This window comes from uncultured Barnesiella sp. (assembly GCF_946496565.1).
In the GTDB taxonomy this organism is placed as follows: Bacteria; Bacteroidota; Bacteroidia; order Bacteroidales; family Barnesiellaceae; genus Barnesiella; species Barnesiella merdigallinarum.
Window position 1 is genome coordinate 1 of record NZ_CAMMHD010000016.1, and the last position, 17826, is coordinate 17826.

The 17826-nt window shown below is 52.1% G+C and carries 11 protein-coding genes and 1 tRNA gene; 4 read left to right on the forward strand and 8 right to left on the reverse strand.

Features of this window, described 5'->3' with window-relative positions:
* The first annotated feature begins 582 nt into the window (after window positions 1-582).
* Window positions 583-819: a hypothetical protein gene (locus Q1K76_RS09195; RefSeq protein ID WP_258327013.1), complete on the forward strand. Its 237-nt coding sequence runs from the start codon at window positions 583-585 to the stop codon at window positions 817-819.
* 401 nt (window positions 820-1220) lie between these two features.
* On the opposite strand, the gene Q1K76_RS09200 is transcribed toward Q1K76_RS09195, so the two are convergent.
* The 7 genes from Q1K76_RS09200 to Q1K76_RS09230 all read right to left on the reverse strand — a co-directional run bounded on the left by Q1K76_RS09200 (window position 1221) and on the right by Q1K76_RS09230 (window position 7408).
* Window positions 1221-1293, reverse strand: a tRNA-Glu gene (locus Q1K76_RS09200).
* Between the two features lie 120 nt (window positions 1294-1413).
* Window positions 1414-2775, reverse strand: a complete 1362-nt coding sequence (locus Q1K76_RS09205; RefSeq protein ID WP_087407746.1) for a TrpB-like pyridoxal phosphate-dependent enzyme — start codon at window positions 2773-2775, stop codon at window positions 1414-1416.
* Window positions 2776-3023: 248 nt separating this feature from the next.
* Entirely contained in the window at window positions 3024-3605 is a 582-nt protein-coding gene (locus tag Q1K76_RS09210; protein WP_258327012.1) for a superoxide dismutase, read from the reverse strand.
* Between the two features lie 141 nt (window positions 3606-3746).
* Window positions 3747-4721: a flotillin-like protein FloA gene (floA, locus tag Q1K76_RS09215; protein ID WP_162611665.1), complete on the reverse strand. Its 975-nt coding sequence runs from the start codon at window positions 4719-4721 to the stop codon at window positions 3747-3749.
* Between the two features lie 50 nt (window positions 4722-4771).
* A complete protein-coding gene (locus Q1K76_RS09220) occupies window positions 4772-5242 on the reverse strand; it encodes an NfeD family protein (protein WP_087407744.1) in 471 nt (156 codons plus the stop codon).
* 28 nt (window positions 5243-5270) lie between these two features.
* Window positions 5271-6722: a tetratricopeptide repeat protein gene (locus tag Q1K76_RS09225; protein ID WP_300132777.1), complete on the reverse strand. Its 1452-nt coding sequence runs from the start codon at window positions 6720-6722 to the stop codon at window positions 5271-5273.
* A gap of 197 nt (window positions 6723-6919) precedes the next feature.
* The gene (locus tag Q1K76_RS09230; RefSeq protein ID WP_300132780.1) at window positions 6920-7408 is read right to left on the reverse strand and encodes a YcxB family protein; all 489 of its coding nucleotides are present in this window, start codon (window positions 7406-7408) and stop codon (window positions 6920-6922) included.
* Window positions 7409-7710: 302 nt separating this feature from the next.
* On the opposite strand from Q1K76_RS09230, the gene Q1K76_RS09235 reads away from it, so the two are divergent.
* The gene (locus Q1K76_RS09235; protein ID WP_298663127.1) at window positions 7711-8079 is read left to right on the forward strand and encodes a DMT family protein; all 369 of its coding nucleotides are present in this window, start codon (window positions 7711-7713) and stop codon (window positions 8077-8079) included.
* A 164-nt stretch (window positions 8080-8243) separates the two neighbouring features.
* Here Q1K76_RS09235 and Q1K76_RS09240 read toward each other — a convergent pair whose 3' ends face one another.
* Window positions 8244-11204 (reverse strand): AsmA-like C-terminal region-containing protein, encoded by a 2961-nt coding sequence (locus Q1K76_RS09240; protein WP_300132783.1) that lies wholly within the window; start codon window positions 11202-11204, stop codon window positions 8244-8246.
* A 381-nt stretch (window positions 11205-11585) separates the two neighbouring features.
* Here Q1K76_RS09240 and Q1K76_RS09245 point away from each other — a divergent pair, with 381 nt between their 5' ends.
* Both Q1K76_RS09245 and Q1K76_RS09250 read left to right on the forward strand, forming a co-directional pair.
* Entirely contained in the window at window positions 11586-12626 is a 1041-nt protein-coding gene (locus Q1K76_RS09245) for an alcohol dehydrogenase (RefSeq protein ID WP_300132786.1), read from the forward strand.
* 914 nt (window positions 12627-13540) lie between these two features.
* The gene (locus tag Q1K76_RS09250) at window positions 13541-17794 is read left to right on the forward strand and encodes a choice-of-anchor J domain-containing protein (RefSeq protein WP_300132789.1); all 4254 of its coding nucleotides are present in this window, start codon (window positions 13541-13543) and stop codon (window positions 17792-17794) included.
* Window positions 17795-17826 lie beyond the last annotated feature (32 nt).

Genomic DNA, 17826 nt, shown 5'->3' on the forward strand with positions numbered 1-17826 from the left:
GATTAAGATTTGTCTACGAAAAGAAAAATTGTAGCGTATCTATTGATACTTTACACATCAAGGCAAGGACGAAGTTGACCGAAATCCTGTACATCTTCTTTGGCATCCACACGGCGAATGCAGTACAGCTCGTCCGGCGGGAAGTCAACGAAATTGCTCAGGCTGCCTGATGTTCGAGGTGAGTGAGAAACGGCCCTTTCACTGGAGTATTGGCTCCAGTTGGGTCCAAAAATGAAAAAAGGGGCTCCGAAACGGAGCCGAAAATATAAAAAGATGAGTTCGATCGGAAAAATTACCGGGACAGTCTGCCGATTGACTCATAATGACGGAATTAAACGACAGTCCCTAAAATAGTTATTGCTCTTGTACGCAACGAATGGAAGGGCGGAACGACAGTCGAACCGTCGGGGCTACCTCTCTCTTCTGAAAAAGGAGTATAATACTGAAACAGACCTCTTTCTATTTGTATTTCAGCTCGATTTCCGTATATTTGTAGAATACGGAGGGTGGCAGAGAGTTCAAGCCTGTTTAACCTTCTGTCATCGCTTGGTCCCATCAGTAAAGACAATAGGAGACGACGATATGTTTCTGTTCGAATTCTTTGGTTATATGGTTATGTTTGCGGTGGTCTTGGCTATTGCAGGCTGTTCGATTGTCGCTTTTGTCGTGTTCGGGCTCTCCGCCATAGCGTTTCTTGTTGGGGGGATAGCCGGTATCATTAGCCGAATTTATCGTTTTTTCAAAAAGATATTTGCGCCAGAAAAGAAGAAGTCGCGCCGCACCTCCAGCCCCGACAATGCTACCACGCCTGCCCTGTAATGGAAGAAGCAGATATATTGCTCGCTCCTTTGAAACTTGTCTTTTCGATTTCGTCGGTCGGATGTAGGGGGATTTTGTGAATCCTCCACCGTTTTTCTACGGCTCCGCAAGAACATCCAATTGATTTGTTTCCATACGAAAAAGGTCGGGATTCATGTTGATTTGGAAAACAAGTCTCCACCATTTTTCTACTGCCTCGCTTTTTCGCTGATCTACGATAACCGTCTGTGGCTGATTTGTTTCTAACAGAGATATAAATTTATCAGTTTTTACCCCTCAGGTTTTTACGTTGATCCCCGTTTTTACGTTGATCCCCGTTTTGTCTCGTTTTTGTCCCGTTTTGGGATAGAAAAAAACTCAAAAGTCTAATTGATAGGCTTTTGAGTTTTCGTTTCTTGTTGTAGCGATTCCGGGAATCGAACCCGAGTCTCAACCGTGAGAGGGTTGCGTGCTAGGCCACTACACTAAACCGCCAGCTTGCTTTCTTTTGGAAAGGCGATGCAAATATAGGCGGTATTTTTGAACTGACCAAATTTTTGGACGAAAAAAATCAATTATTTTTTCGAATATTTTTCCCGGAGTTTTTTTGCATGGTTAAATAATCTTGTCTAACTCATTGATATTCTTCTTGATTTCATCTTCGGAGAGGCTGTAGTTCCTGAGGTCGCCGGCCAGGTATTGGTCATAGGCGGCCATGTCGATGAGTCCGTGCCCCGAGAGGTTGAAGAGGATGCACCGTTTTTTACCCTCGGCTTTGGCCTGGAGCGCTTCCTTGATGGTTGCGGCGATGGCATGGGCCGACTCGGGGGCCGGAATGATGCCTTCGCTCTGGGCAAAGAGGGTTGCCGCCTTGAAGGTGTCGAGCTGGTCGATGTCGACGGCTTCGAGGTATCCGTCTTTCTTGAGCTGGCTGACGATAGTCCCGGCCCCGTGGTAGCGCAGTCCGCCGGCGTGGATATGGGCCGGTGCGAAGTTGTGCCCCAGGGTGTACATGGGGAGCAGTGGGGTGTAGCCGGCCTCGTCGCCGAAGTCGTATTGGAATACGCCTTTGGTCAGCTTGGGACACGAGGCGGGTTCGGCAGCCACGAGGCGGATCTCCTTGCCTTCGCGCAGCTTGTGGCGCAGGAAGGGGTAGGCGATGCCCGAGAAGTTGGACCCTCCGCCAAAACAGGCGACGATGACGTCGGGGTATTCGCCGGCCATCTCCATCTGTTTTTCGGCTTCGAGGCCGATGACGGTCTGGTGCAGCGACACGTGGTTGAGCACACTGCCCAGGGTGTATTTGCAGTTGGGGGTGCTCAGGGCAAGCTCTATCGCCTCGGATATGGCCGTGCCCAGGCTTCCCTGGTAGTTGGGGTGCTCGGTGAGAATCTTGCGTCCGGCTTTGGTCGACATGCTGGGCGATGCGATTACCTGGGCACCGAAGGTCTGCATGATGGAGCGGCGGTAGGGCTTCTGATGGTAGCTCACCTTGACCATATAGACGGCCAGCTCGAGACCGAAGGCTTTGGCGGCGAGCGAGAGGGCGGCTCCCCATTGCCCGGCACCGGTTTCGGTGGTGATGTTGGTCACACCTTGTTGTTTGCAGTAGTAGGCCTGGGGAATGGCCGAGTTGAGTTTATGCGAGCCTACGGGACTTACACTCTCGTTCTTGAAATAGATATGAGCCGGCGTGTCGAGTGCCTTCTCGAGACCCAGAGCTCGCACCAGCGGGGTGGGGCGCCATATCTTGTACATGTCGCGCACGGGCTCGGGTATCTCTATCCAAGCATCGGTGGCGTTCAGCTCTTGTTTACACAACTCTTCGGCAAAGATGGGGTAGAGGTCTTCGACGGCGAGCGGTTGTTTGGTGGCCGGGTTCAGCGGGCTCATGGGCTTGTGTGGCATGTCGGCGACAATGTTGTACCAAGCCTGCGGAATCTCTTTCTCAGAGAGAATAAATTTTTTAGTGGCCATAGGCATGTGATATTTGTAATTAAAAATGTAAATAAAGATGCAATTATTGCATCTGAATGATAGCAAATATAGGGAAAATTTATCATCTGTATGCAAAATAGATAAAAATATATCTATTTGTATTTCGATTTAATTCTTTTTAAAGCAAAAAGAGACGCTGCTCACGCAGCATCTCTTCTTTAGAATTCATCACATTATGCTTATTTTAAAGTGCTAGATAGAGTTACGCTCACGCGCGACTATGCGAATTATTCGTTGTATCTCGACTCGACAACCGACCAGTCTACGATTTCCCACAAGCGGTGCAGGTGTTCGGCTCGTCTGTTGCGGTAGTCGATATAGTAGGCATGTTCCCACACGTCGAATGTCAGCAACGGTGTGTGCCCCTTGGTCAGCGGGGAACCTGCATTGTTCTCTTTGCTGATTATCAGTTTCCCTTGCGGGTCTTTCGATAACCATACCCAGCCCGACCCGAAAAGGGTCACGCCGGCCTGTTCAAACTCTTTCTGGAAATTTTCCAGGCTTCCCCACTGTTGTTCTATGGCTTCGGCCAACTTCCCTTGCGGTGCTCTTCGACCGTTGGGCGAGAAGGAGAAGAAATAGAATATGTGGTTCCACGCTTGTGAGGCGTTGTTGAACAGGGCGCCTTCGGCTTCTCGAATAATTTGCTCGAGCGGCATGTCGGAATAGGGCGTGCCTTCGATCATTTTATTCACGTTGTCGATATAGGTTTGTTCGTGCTTGCCGTAGTGGTATTCGATGGTTTCCTGGCTGATAACCGGGGCCAAATCGCTGGGACCATAGGGCAGTGGCGGTAGTTGAAACATCATAATCATTGTTTATTTTGTTTTCCTATATAACAACTTTGTTGTCAAAAAGGTTTCAAATATACGAATATTTTTTCTTTCCAATTGCTTTTGTGACCGATAATCTTCTTTTGACGACGAAATATCGGCTTTTGGGGCCCGAAATTACTTCTCGGGCTTGGCCGTTGGCTTGGCTATGGCTTCGCGCATGGCAGTGTCGGCTTCGACATTTTTCATGCGGTAGTAGTCCATAATGCCCAGGTTTCCCGAGCGGAAGGCTTCGGCCATGGCCTTGGGCACTTCGGCTTCGGCTTCGATTACTTTGGCGCGGGCCTCTTGAGCCTTGGCCTTCATCTCCTGTTCGAGGGCGATGGCCATGGCGCGGCGTTCCTCGGCCTTGGCCTGGGCGATGTTCTTGTCGGCCTGGGCCTGGTCCATTTGCAGGGTAGCCCCGATGTTTTTGCCTATGTCGATGTCGGCAATGTCGATCGAGAGAATTTCAAAGGCCGTACCCGAGTCGAGGCCCTTCTTCAACACCAGTTTCGAGATGGAGTCGGGGTTCTCGAGCACCTGCTTGTGCGACTCGGACGAACCGATGGACGAGACGATACCCTCGCCTACGCGGGCCAGCACGGTGTCTTCGCCGGCACCACCCACCAGTTGCCGGATGTTGGCACGCACCGTTACGCGGGCCTTGGCTATCAACTGTATACCGTCCTTGGCCACGGCGGTAACCGGCGGGGTGTCGATTACCTTGGGGTTTACCGACATTTGCACAGCCTCGAACACGTCGCGGCCGGCCAGGTCGATGGCCGTTGCCATCTGGAAGCCCAGGTCGATGTTGGCTTTCGAGGCCGATACGAGGGCGTGAACCACGCGTTCTACGTGACCGCCGGCCAGGTAGTGAGCCTCGAGTTCGTCGCGGGTGATGTTTTTGAGGCCGGCTTTGTGGGCTTCGATCATGCCTCGCACGATGACTTGGGGCGGAACCTTACGGATACGCATCAGAAAGAGTTGTATGAGTGAGATTCTCACTCCCGACACTTGTGCCGAAATCCATAGCAGGAAGGGCACGAAATAGAAGAATATGGCGAGTATTACGATAATACCGAACGCCAGTAATAGTCCGATTGCTACCATTATCTGTATTGTTTGTTAGTATTGTTTTTCTCTTATTTTTATATGGGGGATTACTCGGCTTTGCTTACAATCACTACATTGGACTCGATGCGGGTAATGCGTACCGGGGTCTCCTCGTCGATCAGTTCGTTTTCGGCCTGGGCCTCGAGGGTGTGCTTGCCCACCATGATTTTTCCCATGGGGTTCAACCGGCTCAGGGTTACGCCCTTGTCGCCCACCTGTATGTCGGGCGATACCTGCGAGGGGACGACCGAATCGATTTCGGTGTGCAGGGCCACCTTGTCGAAGCTGCGCGATCGCATGAATCCGATCAGGGTCGCAATGGTGGCTATGGCTGCGATGAGCAGGGTGATGACGGCGCCGTTCGACCCGTATATCGTGTAGGCATAGTAGATGCCCCCTCCGTAGAAGACGAGCGAGCAGATGCCGGCGATGGTGATGCCGGGGAGGAAAAAAATCTCCAGCACAGCCAGTGTGAGGGCTATTGCTATCAGCAGGGCGATGGCCAGAATGTCGAACATAGCTGTAAGTATTTAGTTGATTTCGAGGTTAACGTCGTTTTTGCAGGGCGTCGAGCTCGGCTTTGCGAGCCTGGTTTTCATACTCCCCGGGTTGGGGATAGAGCGAGAGCAACTGCGACTCGAGCGACCCGATTTCGGCCGAGAGCCGTTGGCGGGTAGTCCCTTGCGATTGGGTATATTGGGGCCGCAGTTCGGCCACTTTCGATTCCAGTTGAGCAATGTGTTTGCGTGCCTCGTTGGCCTTGATATAGAGATTGCGTGCCTCGGCACTGGTAAACTGGTCGAGCGAGGTGTAGTGTACTCCGTTGCAGATGGCAAAAACGAAGTCGGGACGCTTCACCACTTGCGCCTCCTGAATGTCGTTCAACTGCTGCAACAGGTCGGTATAGTCGGCACCTTCGGGCCACGAGTCGCGGATGGAGCGGATGAGGGCCAGCGATTTGATGTCGGTCTTGATTTCGTCGAGGTCGTAGGTCTGTTTGCTCGAGTTGGGGATAAACAGATAGATGGTCACCTTGCCCGGTATCTGCTCCCGGTTCGAGACAAACCAGCCGATGTTGAGCATCTCGTCTACGGCCATCATGTAGTCGTTGTAGATCGAGTTGAAGGGCATGCCCACGTTTTCGGGTTTCAGGTAGGTGTTGTTTTCGAGGTTCAGCCGGGTGATGAAGATGTCGTATCCGCCTATCGAGCCCTCGCCGTTCGAGGCGTAGTAGAGGGTCACCCCGTCGTTCAGGAAGAAGGGGTAGGCCTCGTTGCGGGTTGTGTTGACCCCCTCGGGCAGCGGTGTGATGCGGCTCCAGCGGCCGTCGGTGAGTTTGTTCATCGCGCACAGTTCATACCCTTTGCCCTCGACCGGCATCCCGAAGAATACCTTGTCGCCCCGTTGCGGCATGTAGCCGATGGTGCTGTCGGGGATAGCGACGTCCAGTGTCTCGGCTGTACCTATTCGCCCCGATTCGGGGGTCATCTTGAAATGCTCGAAAAACGAGTCGGCATCGACGATGAGGCTATCGATAACCTGCACCTGCTCTACATGGTTGAGCATCAGCTTGGCCTTGCGGGCCCGGGCAATCGCTTCGGTCACCGAGTCGGGTACCTGCTTCTTGTTCTTCTCCAGTGCATCGATATAGTCTTGATAGCTGGCTGCGGCATCGTCGAAACGATATTGGGCCATATATACGTCGCCCAGGAAGTGGGGCGACTCCAGCACTTTGCGTTTGACGCCCACCTTCAGGTACTTTTCGGCTTCGGCATATTTCTTTTCGTGGAAGAGACACACCCCGTACCAGTGATTCAGCGACCCGTCGTTGGGGCGGCGTTTCAGTTGGGCTTTGAATACGGGGGCCGCTTCGGCATACTTCCCGGCCTTGTACAGTTCGCGGGCCTGGTCGAGGGTCAGGGCCTCGGCCGGAGCCATGGTGACAAGGGCGAAAATTGCCGCCAGCGAATATGGAAAGATAGATTTGAATAGCTTCATGTGCAAAAAAATTGTACTTCTGGATAGCCGGCTCGGGCAGCAGACTCGTTGTTGCTTCTTCCCCTTTCGGTTTAGCCCTGGTTGAGCTGCATCCTATATTCTACAAATATAGTGAAAGGCGAAAGCAGAACAAGGGAAACGCAAGGTTTCACAATTGGACTCTGCTGAGCCGTATCTTATATTCTACAAATATACAATTATTTTCGGTTCCTGAAGGCCGGCTCGAGAATTTTTTTCAGAAAATATTCCAAATCGTCGGGCGACTCGAACGAATCGCAGGGCAGAATGAAGAATACATATTTCGACAGGTAGAAAATCAGGTCGCTCGACGAGTGCTGTATGTCGGTCACCCGACTCCAGGCGATGGTCTCGGTGCGGTCATCCTCGAACCGGCAGGTGATGCCCCGCTCGTCCAGCTCCACCTGCTTTGTCAGAATCGAGGCCCGGCAATCGGGGTGCAAGGCATAGACAAACCACAAGTAGTAGAGAATCAAGGGGAAAACAAGAAATACCACCATGAGCCCCACGTAGATAAAGAGCGGGTTGTGAACCGACAGCATCACGAGCAACACCACAATCAGCGCCAGCCAGGCCCAGTTGCGGTAGAGCCAGGTGCGCAGCAGTCGCCCGAAGTAGTGCATGGGCGATACCTTGCAGGGTTGGGTAACGATAGTCTTCTCTGCCATAGTCGTGCTGTCTGGTTTACAAAGATGGCGCATTTTTGCCATTCGACCGGGAGATTAACTTTTTTTATCAAATAAGCAGTGGATTGTATCGCCTCTGAATTTGTCCCGTTGAGACCGGGTGGGGCGATTCTCGACCGGCGTTCTGGCCGGATGGTCGGGCATAGCGCCGGGTTCACGATGAGGGATAGAGCAGGGTGTGCCGTGTGAATGCGCTGCGCGATGAGCTTCTTGTCTCGATTCGCTTTGTTTCTCATTTTTAATGCGTATCTTTGCACCCGATTTTTGAAAAAGGAGAAAAAGATATGCAGGGTTTATATTCGATAGGGTTACTTATCATATCCAACATTTTTATGACGCTGGCTTGGTATGGCCACCTGAAGTTGCAAGAGATGAAGGTTATCAGCAACTGGCCGCTCTACGGGGTCATTCTGCTCAGTTGGGGTATTGCCCTGCTGGAGTATTGCTGCCAGGTTCCGGCCAATCGGTTGGGATTCCGCGAGAACGGCGGTCCCTTCAGCCTCATGCAGTTGAAGGTGATACAAGAGGTGATTACGCTCATTATCTTCACCATCTTCTCGGTGGTCTTCTTCAAGGGCGAGTCGCTGCACTGGAACCACATAGCCGCTTTCGGTTGCCTGGTTCTGGCCGTCTACTTCGTATTTATGAAATGATTTTGCTCCCTGCGCACCCGGCCGGGTCGCAGGGATTTTTGTATCCTGTCGGGTAGAGTTCGACAGCGATTACCCCCGACCGTTGCAAGTCGTAGACTTGTGGCTGCCGGGGGTAATGGTATAGGGGTATTGGTGGGGGCGGGCGGTGTGCCGGTCTTTTGCGGCTACCTTCGCATCACCCGCCTGAAATCGCGCACAATCTGCTCGCCCATCTTTACGATGGTACTGTCGACCTTGTGTATCTCGACGGGGGTAACGGCATCCTTGTACTTGGCCTTGCCCATGCCGAACTTCATCTTGTCGAGGTTGCCCGAGATATTCAATCCCAGTTTGAAGGGGATGGGCGACTTGAGTATGGATATGTGGTAGTTGAAGTTCATGTCCAGGTCTTGCGTGCCGCCCACGGCAGCCCGGTAGCGGTCCATCTCGATGACGAAGGGGTAGACGGTCACGTTGCCGTCGGCCACGCTGATGTTGACCGAGATGCTGTCGATGAGGTTGCGCTCCTTGTTCTTGAAGAGGAATTTCTTCGAAATCTCGGCAAAGGTCTCGCCGTCGAGCAGCACGAGGCTGTCGCCCTCGACATGGATGGCCGACCGCAGGGTGGGTATCTTGAGGTTGAGGCAGGAGTCGAGAGCCGACTCGGCCGACACGTTGAACTCGACCTTGCCCTGGAACGACCGCAGCATGGGCACGATGGTGTCGAGCGAGGGGATGAAGTCGACCAACTTGCCGATGTTGATGTTGTGCAGCTTGAAGTCGAAACCGGCATAGCCCGACTGGGGCTTGCGGGCTTGGTAGATGAGGGTGGTGTTCATGGTGGCGCCCAATCCCTCCATGCCGAGCTCCTTGAGGTGTATGGCCTGGTTGCGCACATCGACGGCTCCGTGTACGTTGGTAAAGACCATTTTGCCGTAGCGCACCCGCTTCAGGTTGGTTTGCAGTTCAAAGTCGATGTTCTTGGGGATGACAAAGAGTTTGAGCGGGGTCGAGGTGGTGTCGGTTTCGGTCTCGATCTGTGTCGTGTCCTGCGGGAACGAGATGGCTCGGATCAGTTGGTTGCAGTTCAGGTTTCTCGAGGTGAGGCTCAGATTGGCCTTCAGCATCTTGTTGCGGCGCATGGCGGCATAGAGGTTGTGGATAGAGCCCGATGCCGTGAGGTCCGACCGTCCTATGCGCATGGTGGCGTTGTGCAGGGTGATGGTGCGGTTGCCCACCGATACGGCCGTCTTCTGTACCCGTATGGGAAGCGACGACATGGGGGTGCGCACAAACAGACGGTTGAATCCCACCGTGCCCTGCGGTATCCATATCGAGTCTTTTACCTGTTTGGCTTTCAGACGGATGCCGGCTTTGTCCATGCCCAGCCGGTTGTCGCCCAGGCGGCAGAACAGGGTGTCGGCCTCGAGTGTGAGCTGTACCTGGGGTTGGGTAGGTTTGTTCTCGGCCGGTTGCAGATGAACGGTCGCATTCGTTTTGCCGCAGAAGAGGAGCAGCGAGTCACTCATCGAAGCCTTCAGTTTGTTGGCATTTACCTGGCATCGTACCGTGGCGATGCGGGTGGTATCTTGTGGGTTGGTCGTTTTGATGGAGGCCGACAGCTGTTCGACGGTCGAGTTGAGTTGCGGCGAGTGCAGCACGATGTTCTTGATCTGGGCCTGTGCTCCCAGCACATCGTTGCCGAAGAAGCGGAGCGAGGCGTCGCTCGTGAATTCGAAGTCCTTGTTCTTGTCGCGAAGGGCCAGGCGGGTCATGTTCAGTTTGCCCAATGCCTTGATGCGCCCCAGGTCTTTCTTCTTGATCGACGACAGGCGGCAGCGCAGGCGCAGGTCGGCATCGACGTTCCCCTCGATCGATACCCCCTCTTGCAGGGGGAAGGTCTGAGCCAGGGCCGTCAGGTCGATGGTCGACTGGGTATTGAGCGTGATGTCGGGGTCGCCCAGCAGGTCGGTCACTTTGGCATCGGCCAAGATGTCGGTGTGGGCCCCTTTGAAGTGGAATATCTTCAGGTCGAGGTAGGAGGGTTTCTGCTTCGAGAGATCGACCTGTCCGAAGAAGTCGGCCTTAAACTCGTCGATACCGTAGGGCAAGCGGGCATATTTGGCCGAGGCTTTGTCTATCAATACCTTGAGGGTAATCATGGGCATTCGGTCTTTGCCGTACAGTCCCTTCACGATACCGTTGAGGGTCACGTCGCCTTGTGCCGAGACCTCCTCCTTCTTGACCACGCTCTCGGGAATCATGTGCAAGACCCGCTCCAGCGAGGGGGCATGCAGGCCATACTGCAGGTCTACGTCCAGCGCTTTGGCCACGGTGTCGCGGCGTACCGACCCCTTCAGGTCGAGTTCCACGCCGTTGACATCGAGCAGGGCGTCGTGCAAGGCGATGGTGCGCTGGGCCCGGTTGAACTCTATTTCGGTCTTCAGCCGCGAGGCTATGCGGTGAGCCAGCAGTTCACCATCCTGCCAGAAGAAGATGTTCTTGTTGTCGAAGTCGAGCGCCAGCATCGAGTGGCCCCGCTTCAGGTGGGCGCTCAGTTTGAGGTTGGCATCCCACAGGTTGGCAAAGACCCGGGTCTCGCGGTCGTCGTAGGTGACGGTGGCATGGCGCACGACGATACGCCGTATGTCTATCTCGCTGGCAATCGGGCCGGTCGAGGTGGTATCGGTCTCGGCCACCGTGTCGGAGGCCACAATATCCCAGTTGGCCACGCCATCCTTCCCTTTGTAGGCATAGAGGTTGATGCTGTCGAGGCGCAGCCGGTTGAGGCTGATTTTCTTGGCCCGCAGATAGTCGGCCACATCGACCACGACTATCGCCCGTTTGAAGGTGAGCAGCGAGTCGGTGCGTTGCCACAACGAGTCGCGTATCGATTTCGACACCAGCGAGCCGTCGGTGAGTTTCACCCCGAATCGCGGGAAGGTCGAGAAGAAGGTCAGCTCCACGCTCTTCATGTCGAGTTTGGCGTTCAGGTTCTGGTTGGCGACCTTCAGCACGACGGGAGTCAGCTTTTCGGGCGTGAATACGAAATTGATGGCCACGGCGATGACGGCTGTCACCAGTACCACAATCGACACCAGCGTGATGCCGGTAATCTTGAGTATTTTTTTGGTTCGATGTCTCATATCGGTTTTGTCTTTACTGCCTGTTATACGATAAGAAAAGGAGAGAGCCGGGATAAACAGAACACACGACTTTCTTTTTCTTCGGACTTCGTCGAGCTTCTCTTGTCTTCTACAAAGATAGCAAAAGGTGAATGCGGAGGCAAATGAAACCCAAGGTTTTCAAATCTGACTCTGCCCAAACGACACTTGCCTTATTCAAAGATACACAAAATCTCAAATAGGTTTACCTCTTTTGCTCTCTCCTTTTACTATATTTGTTCCACGAATACAGGAGTCGGCTCGGCATAGCCAAACTCGGGAACGTGGTTCCCGGTTGTCTCTACGCTCGCCTTTGCCTGTATTTGTATAAAAATCGAAGAAAGAGAAAGGAGAATATACACCATGTTAGCCTATACCTATGTCGAGCGCGGCAAGTTCGAGCTGCGCGAAAAACCGTTGCCTCAACTTATCGACCCGCGCGATGCCCTTGTGCGGGTAACCCTTGGCAGTATCTGTACCAGCGACCTGCACATCAAGCACGGCAGTGTGCCGCGGGCCGTGCCGGGAATCACCGTGGGGCACGAGATGGTTGGTGTTGTCGAGCAGGTGGGCCCGGCTGTTACTACGGTTGCTCCCGGCGACCGGGTGGTGGTGAATGTCGAGACCTTTTGCGGCGAGTGTTTCTTCTGCCAACATGGCTATGTGAACAACTGCACCGACCCGCAGGGCGGCTGGGCGCTGGGCTGTCGCATCGACGGTGGCCAGGCCGAGTATGTGCGGGTGCCCTATGCCGATTGCGGCCTCACGCCCATTCCGGCCGGGGTGAGCGACGAGCAGGCCCTCTTCGTGGGCGATATTCTGGCTACCGGTTTCTGGGCCACGCGCATCTCCGAGGTTTCGCCCGACGATACGGTGCTCATTATCGGGGCCGGTCCTACGGGCATCTGTACCCTGTTGTGTACCTTGCTGAAGCATCCGTGCCGGGTAATCGTGTGTGAGAAGTCTCCCGAGCGTCAGCGCTTCGTGCGCGAGCATTACCCGCAGGTGCTGGTGACTGCACCCGACGGGTGTGTCGACTTTGTGCGGGCACACAGCGATCACGGTGGTGCCGATGTGGTGATTGAGGTTGCCGGTGGCGACGACACCTTCCGCCTGGCGTGGGAGAGTGCGCGCCCCAATGCGATAGTCACTGTCGTGGCCCTCTACGACAAGCCCCAGGTGTTGCCGCTGCCCGACATGTATGGCAAGAATCTGACTTTCAAGACCGGCGGGGTAGATGGTTGCGACTGTGCCGAGATATTGCGCCTGATTGCCGAGGGGCAGATCGATACCACGCCGCTGATTACCCACCGCTTCCCGCTGAACCGCATCGACGAAGCCTACCGCCTGTTCGAGAGCAAAGCCGACGGAGTAATCAAGGTAGCTATCGAGAGTCGCCGGTAGGAGGTAGGGGGTACCGGTTTCGGGGAAAACCTCCATATAGGTATAATATAATAATGTGTAGAGCGTATGGGCATACGCTTTTGGGGGAGTCGTTTCTCTTCTGCAGCGGCGAATGCAAGAGCCGGTTCAAGTGCTTGTAGCGGGGTTGAAAAGATTGTTCGCCGAAGCTCTGTCTGGACCTGAAGGGTTGACTCTGAGTCTATTGTCATGCACGGAGAATCAAAAGCCTCTTGGAAAAATGTGACCGTAGAGCAAAAAAACGAAAGCAGAATATTATCTTTTTTTGAGTTTCGTTGTAAAATTAGTAGACTTAATAGCTTATTTTTGTAATAATGTTATATCTTTGCATGGATTTCTATAAAAATGGCGGCAAGATGCAGTGGTATAATGATGACATCGAGCAGGAGAGACGTAATGAAAAAAGTGCACACCAGTTTCATAGAAAGAGAGTCGCGGTATTGGCGGGTCGTGCGAAACAGGTGTGTGCATCGGTGTATAGTGTAGCAGTAGGTATTCTTGTTTCCTGTTGAAGGTTTGGTTATTTTTCGTGCATTCGTCGAGGGGGAGTTTGGTTGTAAAAGCGAAATTCTTCCAAGGTGTGCAAGGTGCGAGAGACTTAATGAATATAGACATTTATAGAAGAGACAAATAGCATATCGTAGAGTGTGTAGTGTGTAGAGCGTATCCTTATAAATATGAAAAGAGGAGATTCTAAATTTGCAAAATAGTGAATATAATTTCAATATACATGAAAGTGAATCGCTTTTATGAATATTGAGATATTCAATATTTTTAATTTTTATAACTTGCGAATACAATATAACTTAATAACAGTTGATATGAGAAAACTAATACTTGTAGTGTTTACATTTATTCTCCTTGCGGGGGTAAATGTCGGTAAAGCGCAGACCGCGTTGCCGTATTCGATTAATTTTGGCAATAGCCAGGAAGGCTGGACGGCGGTCGATAACAGTACCACGCCGGGTACCACCTGGGGATATAATGCCCGGTGGGCCTATATTGGAGGTACCTATTATGGCAGTGTCATGATGATGATGGATTATGCGTCGGAGTGTAACGACTATTATGTGTCGCCCGGGTTTACGCTCGAAGCTGGTAAGGTATACACGATTGAGAGCAATGCCTGTATGGAATTTAACGGGAACGGCAGCAACCTTTCTATCGGTTATGCGAGCTCGGCCAGCGATATGAGCACGTTCGTAAAATTGAGCGATATTACCCTCGATGGTACTTCGCAGTATCCCGCAGCCCAAAAAACTCCGTTCGAGGCACCTTCGAGCGGAACTTTCTATTTTGCATTTCACAACACGAGCCCGCAGTACAACAGCTCATGTTTCCTTTTTGAGTTCAAATTGTATGAGGGCGATGACTCGGGCGAGACTCCCGAAGAGGTTGTCGTAGAAGTGCCTTACAGCATCGACTTTTTAAATAATTCTGAAAATTGGACATCGGCCGACAACAACGATGACGGCCAGACTTGGACTCCATCGAGCGGCTTCGGCGTTATGCTCGGTATGGGATCGCACGATGACGATTTTTTCTCGCCGCAGGTAACTCTCGAGGGTGGTGTAGCTTATAAGATTACAACCAATATTGCGATAGACGGTGCTCCCAAGGATTACGATGTCGTTACTCTTACACAAGGTACCGATAAGGCTCAAATGCAGGCCATCAAACAGCTTGACTTTGACCAAATAGGAGAAAACATAGAGGAAATTATCTTTACCCCGACATCGAGTGGCAACTACTATTTCTCGTTCCATAACACATCGACTACGGGTGGAAATACTCTGATGATACAATCGTTTGCCATAGATAAATATGTAGAGGTAATGCCCGAGGAGAACGAAATTTATTCGACCCAGTTTGACGAGAGCGAGCCTCTTAATGGCTGGACTGTCATCGATAGCAACACCGATAATGTGAAATGGGCCATGGAAGAAGGGTATGCCGGTCCTGCATATAATGGCAACATGGCCATAGGCGAAGCCAACGACTGGCTCATCACGCCGGCCTTGAATATGGTTGCCGGCAACGACTACGTGATTCGTTACACCCTCTCGCAAGCCGGTGCATTCGATGCCGACGAGGTTGTTATCAAATGGGGTACTACTCCTACGGCCGCAGGCATGACCAACAGTCTTACGACCGAAAGCATCAATTTGGGCAGCGGGTCGGTAGACAAAGTGATTCGTTTGACTTGCAGCCAGTCGGGCAATGTGTATATAGGTTTCAACCTGACGACGGCCAATCCCAACGGTATCATTTCGTTGGATAAGATTTCGGTATCGCAAACCTCGAAAGCCAAGCCCCAACCGGTAGACGGTTTGAGAGTTTCTTCCAATCATAAAGAGCAAACGGTAACCTTGAACTGGACCAACCCCGCGTTCGATGTCACCGAAGCTCCTATTATCGAAACTCTCGACATCACGATTTATGAAAACGGTGTTAAGGTGGCTACCTTGGAAGACCGCGCTGTCGGTGAAAAAGATACCTACACCTATTCTCCTGCCAAATTCGGCGGTATGGTTCTGTATCGTGTCGTAGCTTCGATTAACGACATAGAATCGTTGCCTGTCGAAGCAAGCATCAACCTCGACGATATCAATGGCGAGGCAATTCTGTTGCAGGATATACCTTTGGATACGGCCGACGATTTTGCAAAATGGGTTATCGAAAATAAGGACGGCGGTGGCACGTGGAACTATTCGGCCTCGGCTATCACCATTCCTACGACCAGCTCGGGCGACCACAACGACTGGGCCATTACTCCGGGTGTACAACTCGAGCCGGGCAAGCGTTATGTCGTTAAATTCGATGTAGCTACAAGTGAAGCGTTTGCAGGCAACCTCCAAGTATGGTTGGGCGATGCTCAAACCGCTGATAACATGGATACCGAGCTTCTGTCGCTCAACAACATTTACTACAACGGGTTCGTAAGCACGAGCACGCCGCAGTTCAGTGTAGAGACCGCCGGTACCTATTATATAGGTTTCCAAGCCGGTAATATAGAAAACGGTATGCGTGTGAGAAATGTAAACGTATGCTACATTCAAGAGTATCAAGAGGCACCGGTGATGGAGCTTCCCTATTTCGAGAATTTCGACAAAAATACCGAAATACCCACCGGTTGGAGAGTAGAACGCAGCAGCGATGAGCTTGGTTTCTATGTGCGCAATGTCTCTCAAGCCGCTACGATTTATATGAACGCCTATTCGCGGCCCAATGCCTTGATGGTTAAGGGCAATGCTCCCGAGGCACGGGAAGAGGTGGCCTATACGCCCAAGTTCTCGTTCGAACCGGGTAATGTCTACACGGTTAGCTTCCAGTTCAATATGTTCCAGTTGAGCGGGAAAGCCAATAATTCTATTGCCATTTACAAAGCTACGGATCAAAATCAAGAGAGCATCGTGGGCGAGCCCGTCCTCGAGGTGAATAGTCAGACCGGCATGACCAGTTGGGAAGAAAAGAGCTTCGACCTTACCGTCGATGAGGCTGCCGAGTATTGCTTCGTAATCAAAGTCACGAGCGATGGTGCCAGCGATGTCGATATTAAGATTGACGATTTTGCCGTAGACCAAATCGTTGAGATTGAACCTGTGAAGCCGGCAGCTGTCATGAATGCAAGGGCTATGGTTATCAGCTCCAATCAAAGCATAATCTTCAGCTGGAATCACCCCCTTGTCGATGTCGACGGCGAAACGATACAAAAGGGTTCTGTCATAAAGACTCAAATTTATGACGGCACCGAACTCATTGCCGAGCCTACGGTGGTTATGCCCGACGCAAGTACGGTCGATGCCGAAACGGGTATCCCCATGTCGTTTACCTATACTTATGCCGACTTTGATAAATTCACAGGCCAAAAGATTTATAAATTTGTGCCTTGCATCGATACCGAGGCCGGCCCTGCCACGACTGCCGTGGTTTCGCTCAGCAGCTTCACCTTCGGCTACCTGAAAGAACAAATCCAAATCTTCGACTTTGCCGAGGGCGATAACGGCTGGACCGCTGTCGACAATGACAACGACAGCAAGACTTGGGCTGCCGAGGGTGGCCAGATGGTAACCACCGGCAAAGACGAGTGGCTCATCTCGCCCGAACTTACTTTGAAGCCGGGCAAATCGTACTATGTATTGTGCGAGTTTATGACCGATGTCGACCAATATGCCGATGTTACTTTCACCCGCGGTAACGGTTCGAGTGTGAAAGATCAGACCGAGGTAATTTACAGCTTCGACAATGTCATATTGAGCAACTATGCCTTGATGGAAGTCGGTGGTACTTTCCTCCCCGAGGACGAAAGCAACTATTTCGGTATCCATGTCGAGAGCGAAAACGGTTCGAAGGTTCAGGTGAAGAGCTTCAAGGTATACCGCCTGATGACCAAGGACGAGCCGGTAGAACTCCCCTATGAAGAGGATTTCGAAAACCGCACGGATGTCGACGATACGAATTTCACCAACAAGTGGGGTTGCCGCACCTCGAGCTCTGCTCTCTTCCGGGTAACTACCATGCCCGAAAATACCGTGGCTGCTCACTCGGGCGAATATGCTGTTGTCGCCAACGAGTACACTTTGGGTGCAAGAGACGAGCTTCTGTATACGCCTTATTTCTCGCTCGAAGCGGGTAAGACCTACGAAATCTCCTACTACTTGTATATGCCCGGCAATGGCGAGAACATCACCGGCGCCCAAGTAGAGGTGGCCTATACGCAAGAAGATAGCGGTATCGAGCTGCCGGTAATCCAAACCATTCTCGAGCCGGTAACCGAGTGGACCAAGTTCTCGGTGAAATACACTCCGGATTACACCATGGAGTACTGCCTCTATTTCAGGTTTGCTGCTGTTACGGCAAATGCCGGTATCATTGCTATCGACGATTTCAAAATCGAAGAGGCAGATGGCATGGGTATCGACGAACTTGTTGAAAACAGCAACATGTACTATGCTCAATCGACTGCCATGCTGTATGTTCCCGAAAATGTAGAAAGTGTTTCGGTATTCAACATGCAAGGCCAGTTGGTAATGAATGCCGACAATGCCGACGGCATGATTGCCTTGAACGGTCTCAATCGCGGTGCCTATATCGTGAAAGCTGTAACCGGCGAAGGCAATACTCTCACGCTGAAAGTGATTAAGAAATAAAACCCATCAACAATGGCACTGCTCCTGTCAAG

Bases quoted from the DNA above. Each gene is read 5' to 3' on its own strand.
- Q1K76_RS09195 (WP_258327013.1), top strand. From the start codon at position 583: ATGTTTCTGTTCGAATTCTTTGGTTATATGGTTATGTTTGCGGTGGTC.
- Q1K76_RS09245 (WP_300132786.1), top strand. From the start codon at position 11,586: ATGTTAGCCTATACCTATGTCGAGCGCGGCAAGTTCGAGCTGCGCGAA.
- Q1K76_RS09240 (WP_300132783.1), bottom strand. From the start codon at position 11,204: ATGAGACATCGAACCAAAAAAATACTCAAGATTACCGGCATCACGCTG.
- Q1K76_RS09230 (WP_300132780.1), bottom strand. From the start codon at position 7,408: ATGGCAGAGAAGACTATCGTTACCCAACCCTGCAAGGTATCGCCCATG.
- Q1K76_RS09205 (WP_087407746.1), bottom strand. From the start codon at position 2,775: ATGGCCACTAAAAAATTTATTCTCTCTGAGAAAGAGATTCCGCAGGCT.
- Q1K76_RS09225 (WP_300132777.1), bottom strand. From the start codon at position 6,722: ATGAAGCTATTCAAATCTATCTTTCCATATTCGCTGGCGGCAATTTTC.
- Q1K76_RS09220 (WP_087407744.1), bottom strand. From the start codon at position 5,242: ATGTTCGACATTCTGGCCATCGCCCTGCTGATAGCAATAGCCCTCACA.
- Q1K76_RS09210 (WP_258327012.1), bottom strand. From the start codon at position 3,605: ATGATGTTTCAACTACCGCCACTGCCCTATGGTCCCAGCGATTTGGCC.
- Q1K76_RS09235 (WP_298663127.1), top strand. From the start codon at position 7,711: ATGCAGGGTTTATATTCGATAGGGTTACTTATCATATCCAACATTTTT.
- floA (WP_162611665.1), bottom strand. From the start codon at position 4,721: ATGGTAGCAATCGGACTATTACTGGCGTTCGGTATTATCGTAATACTC.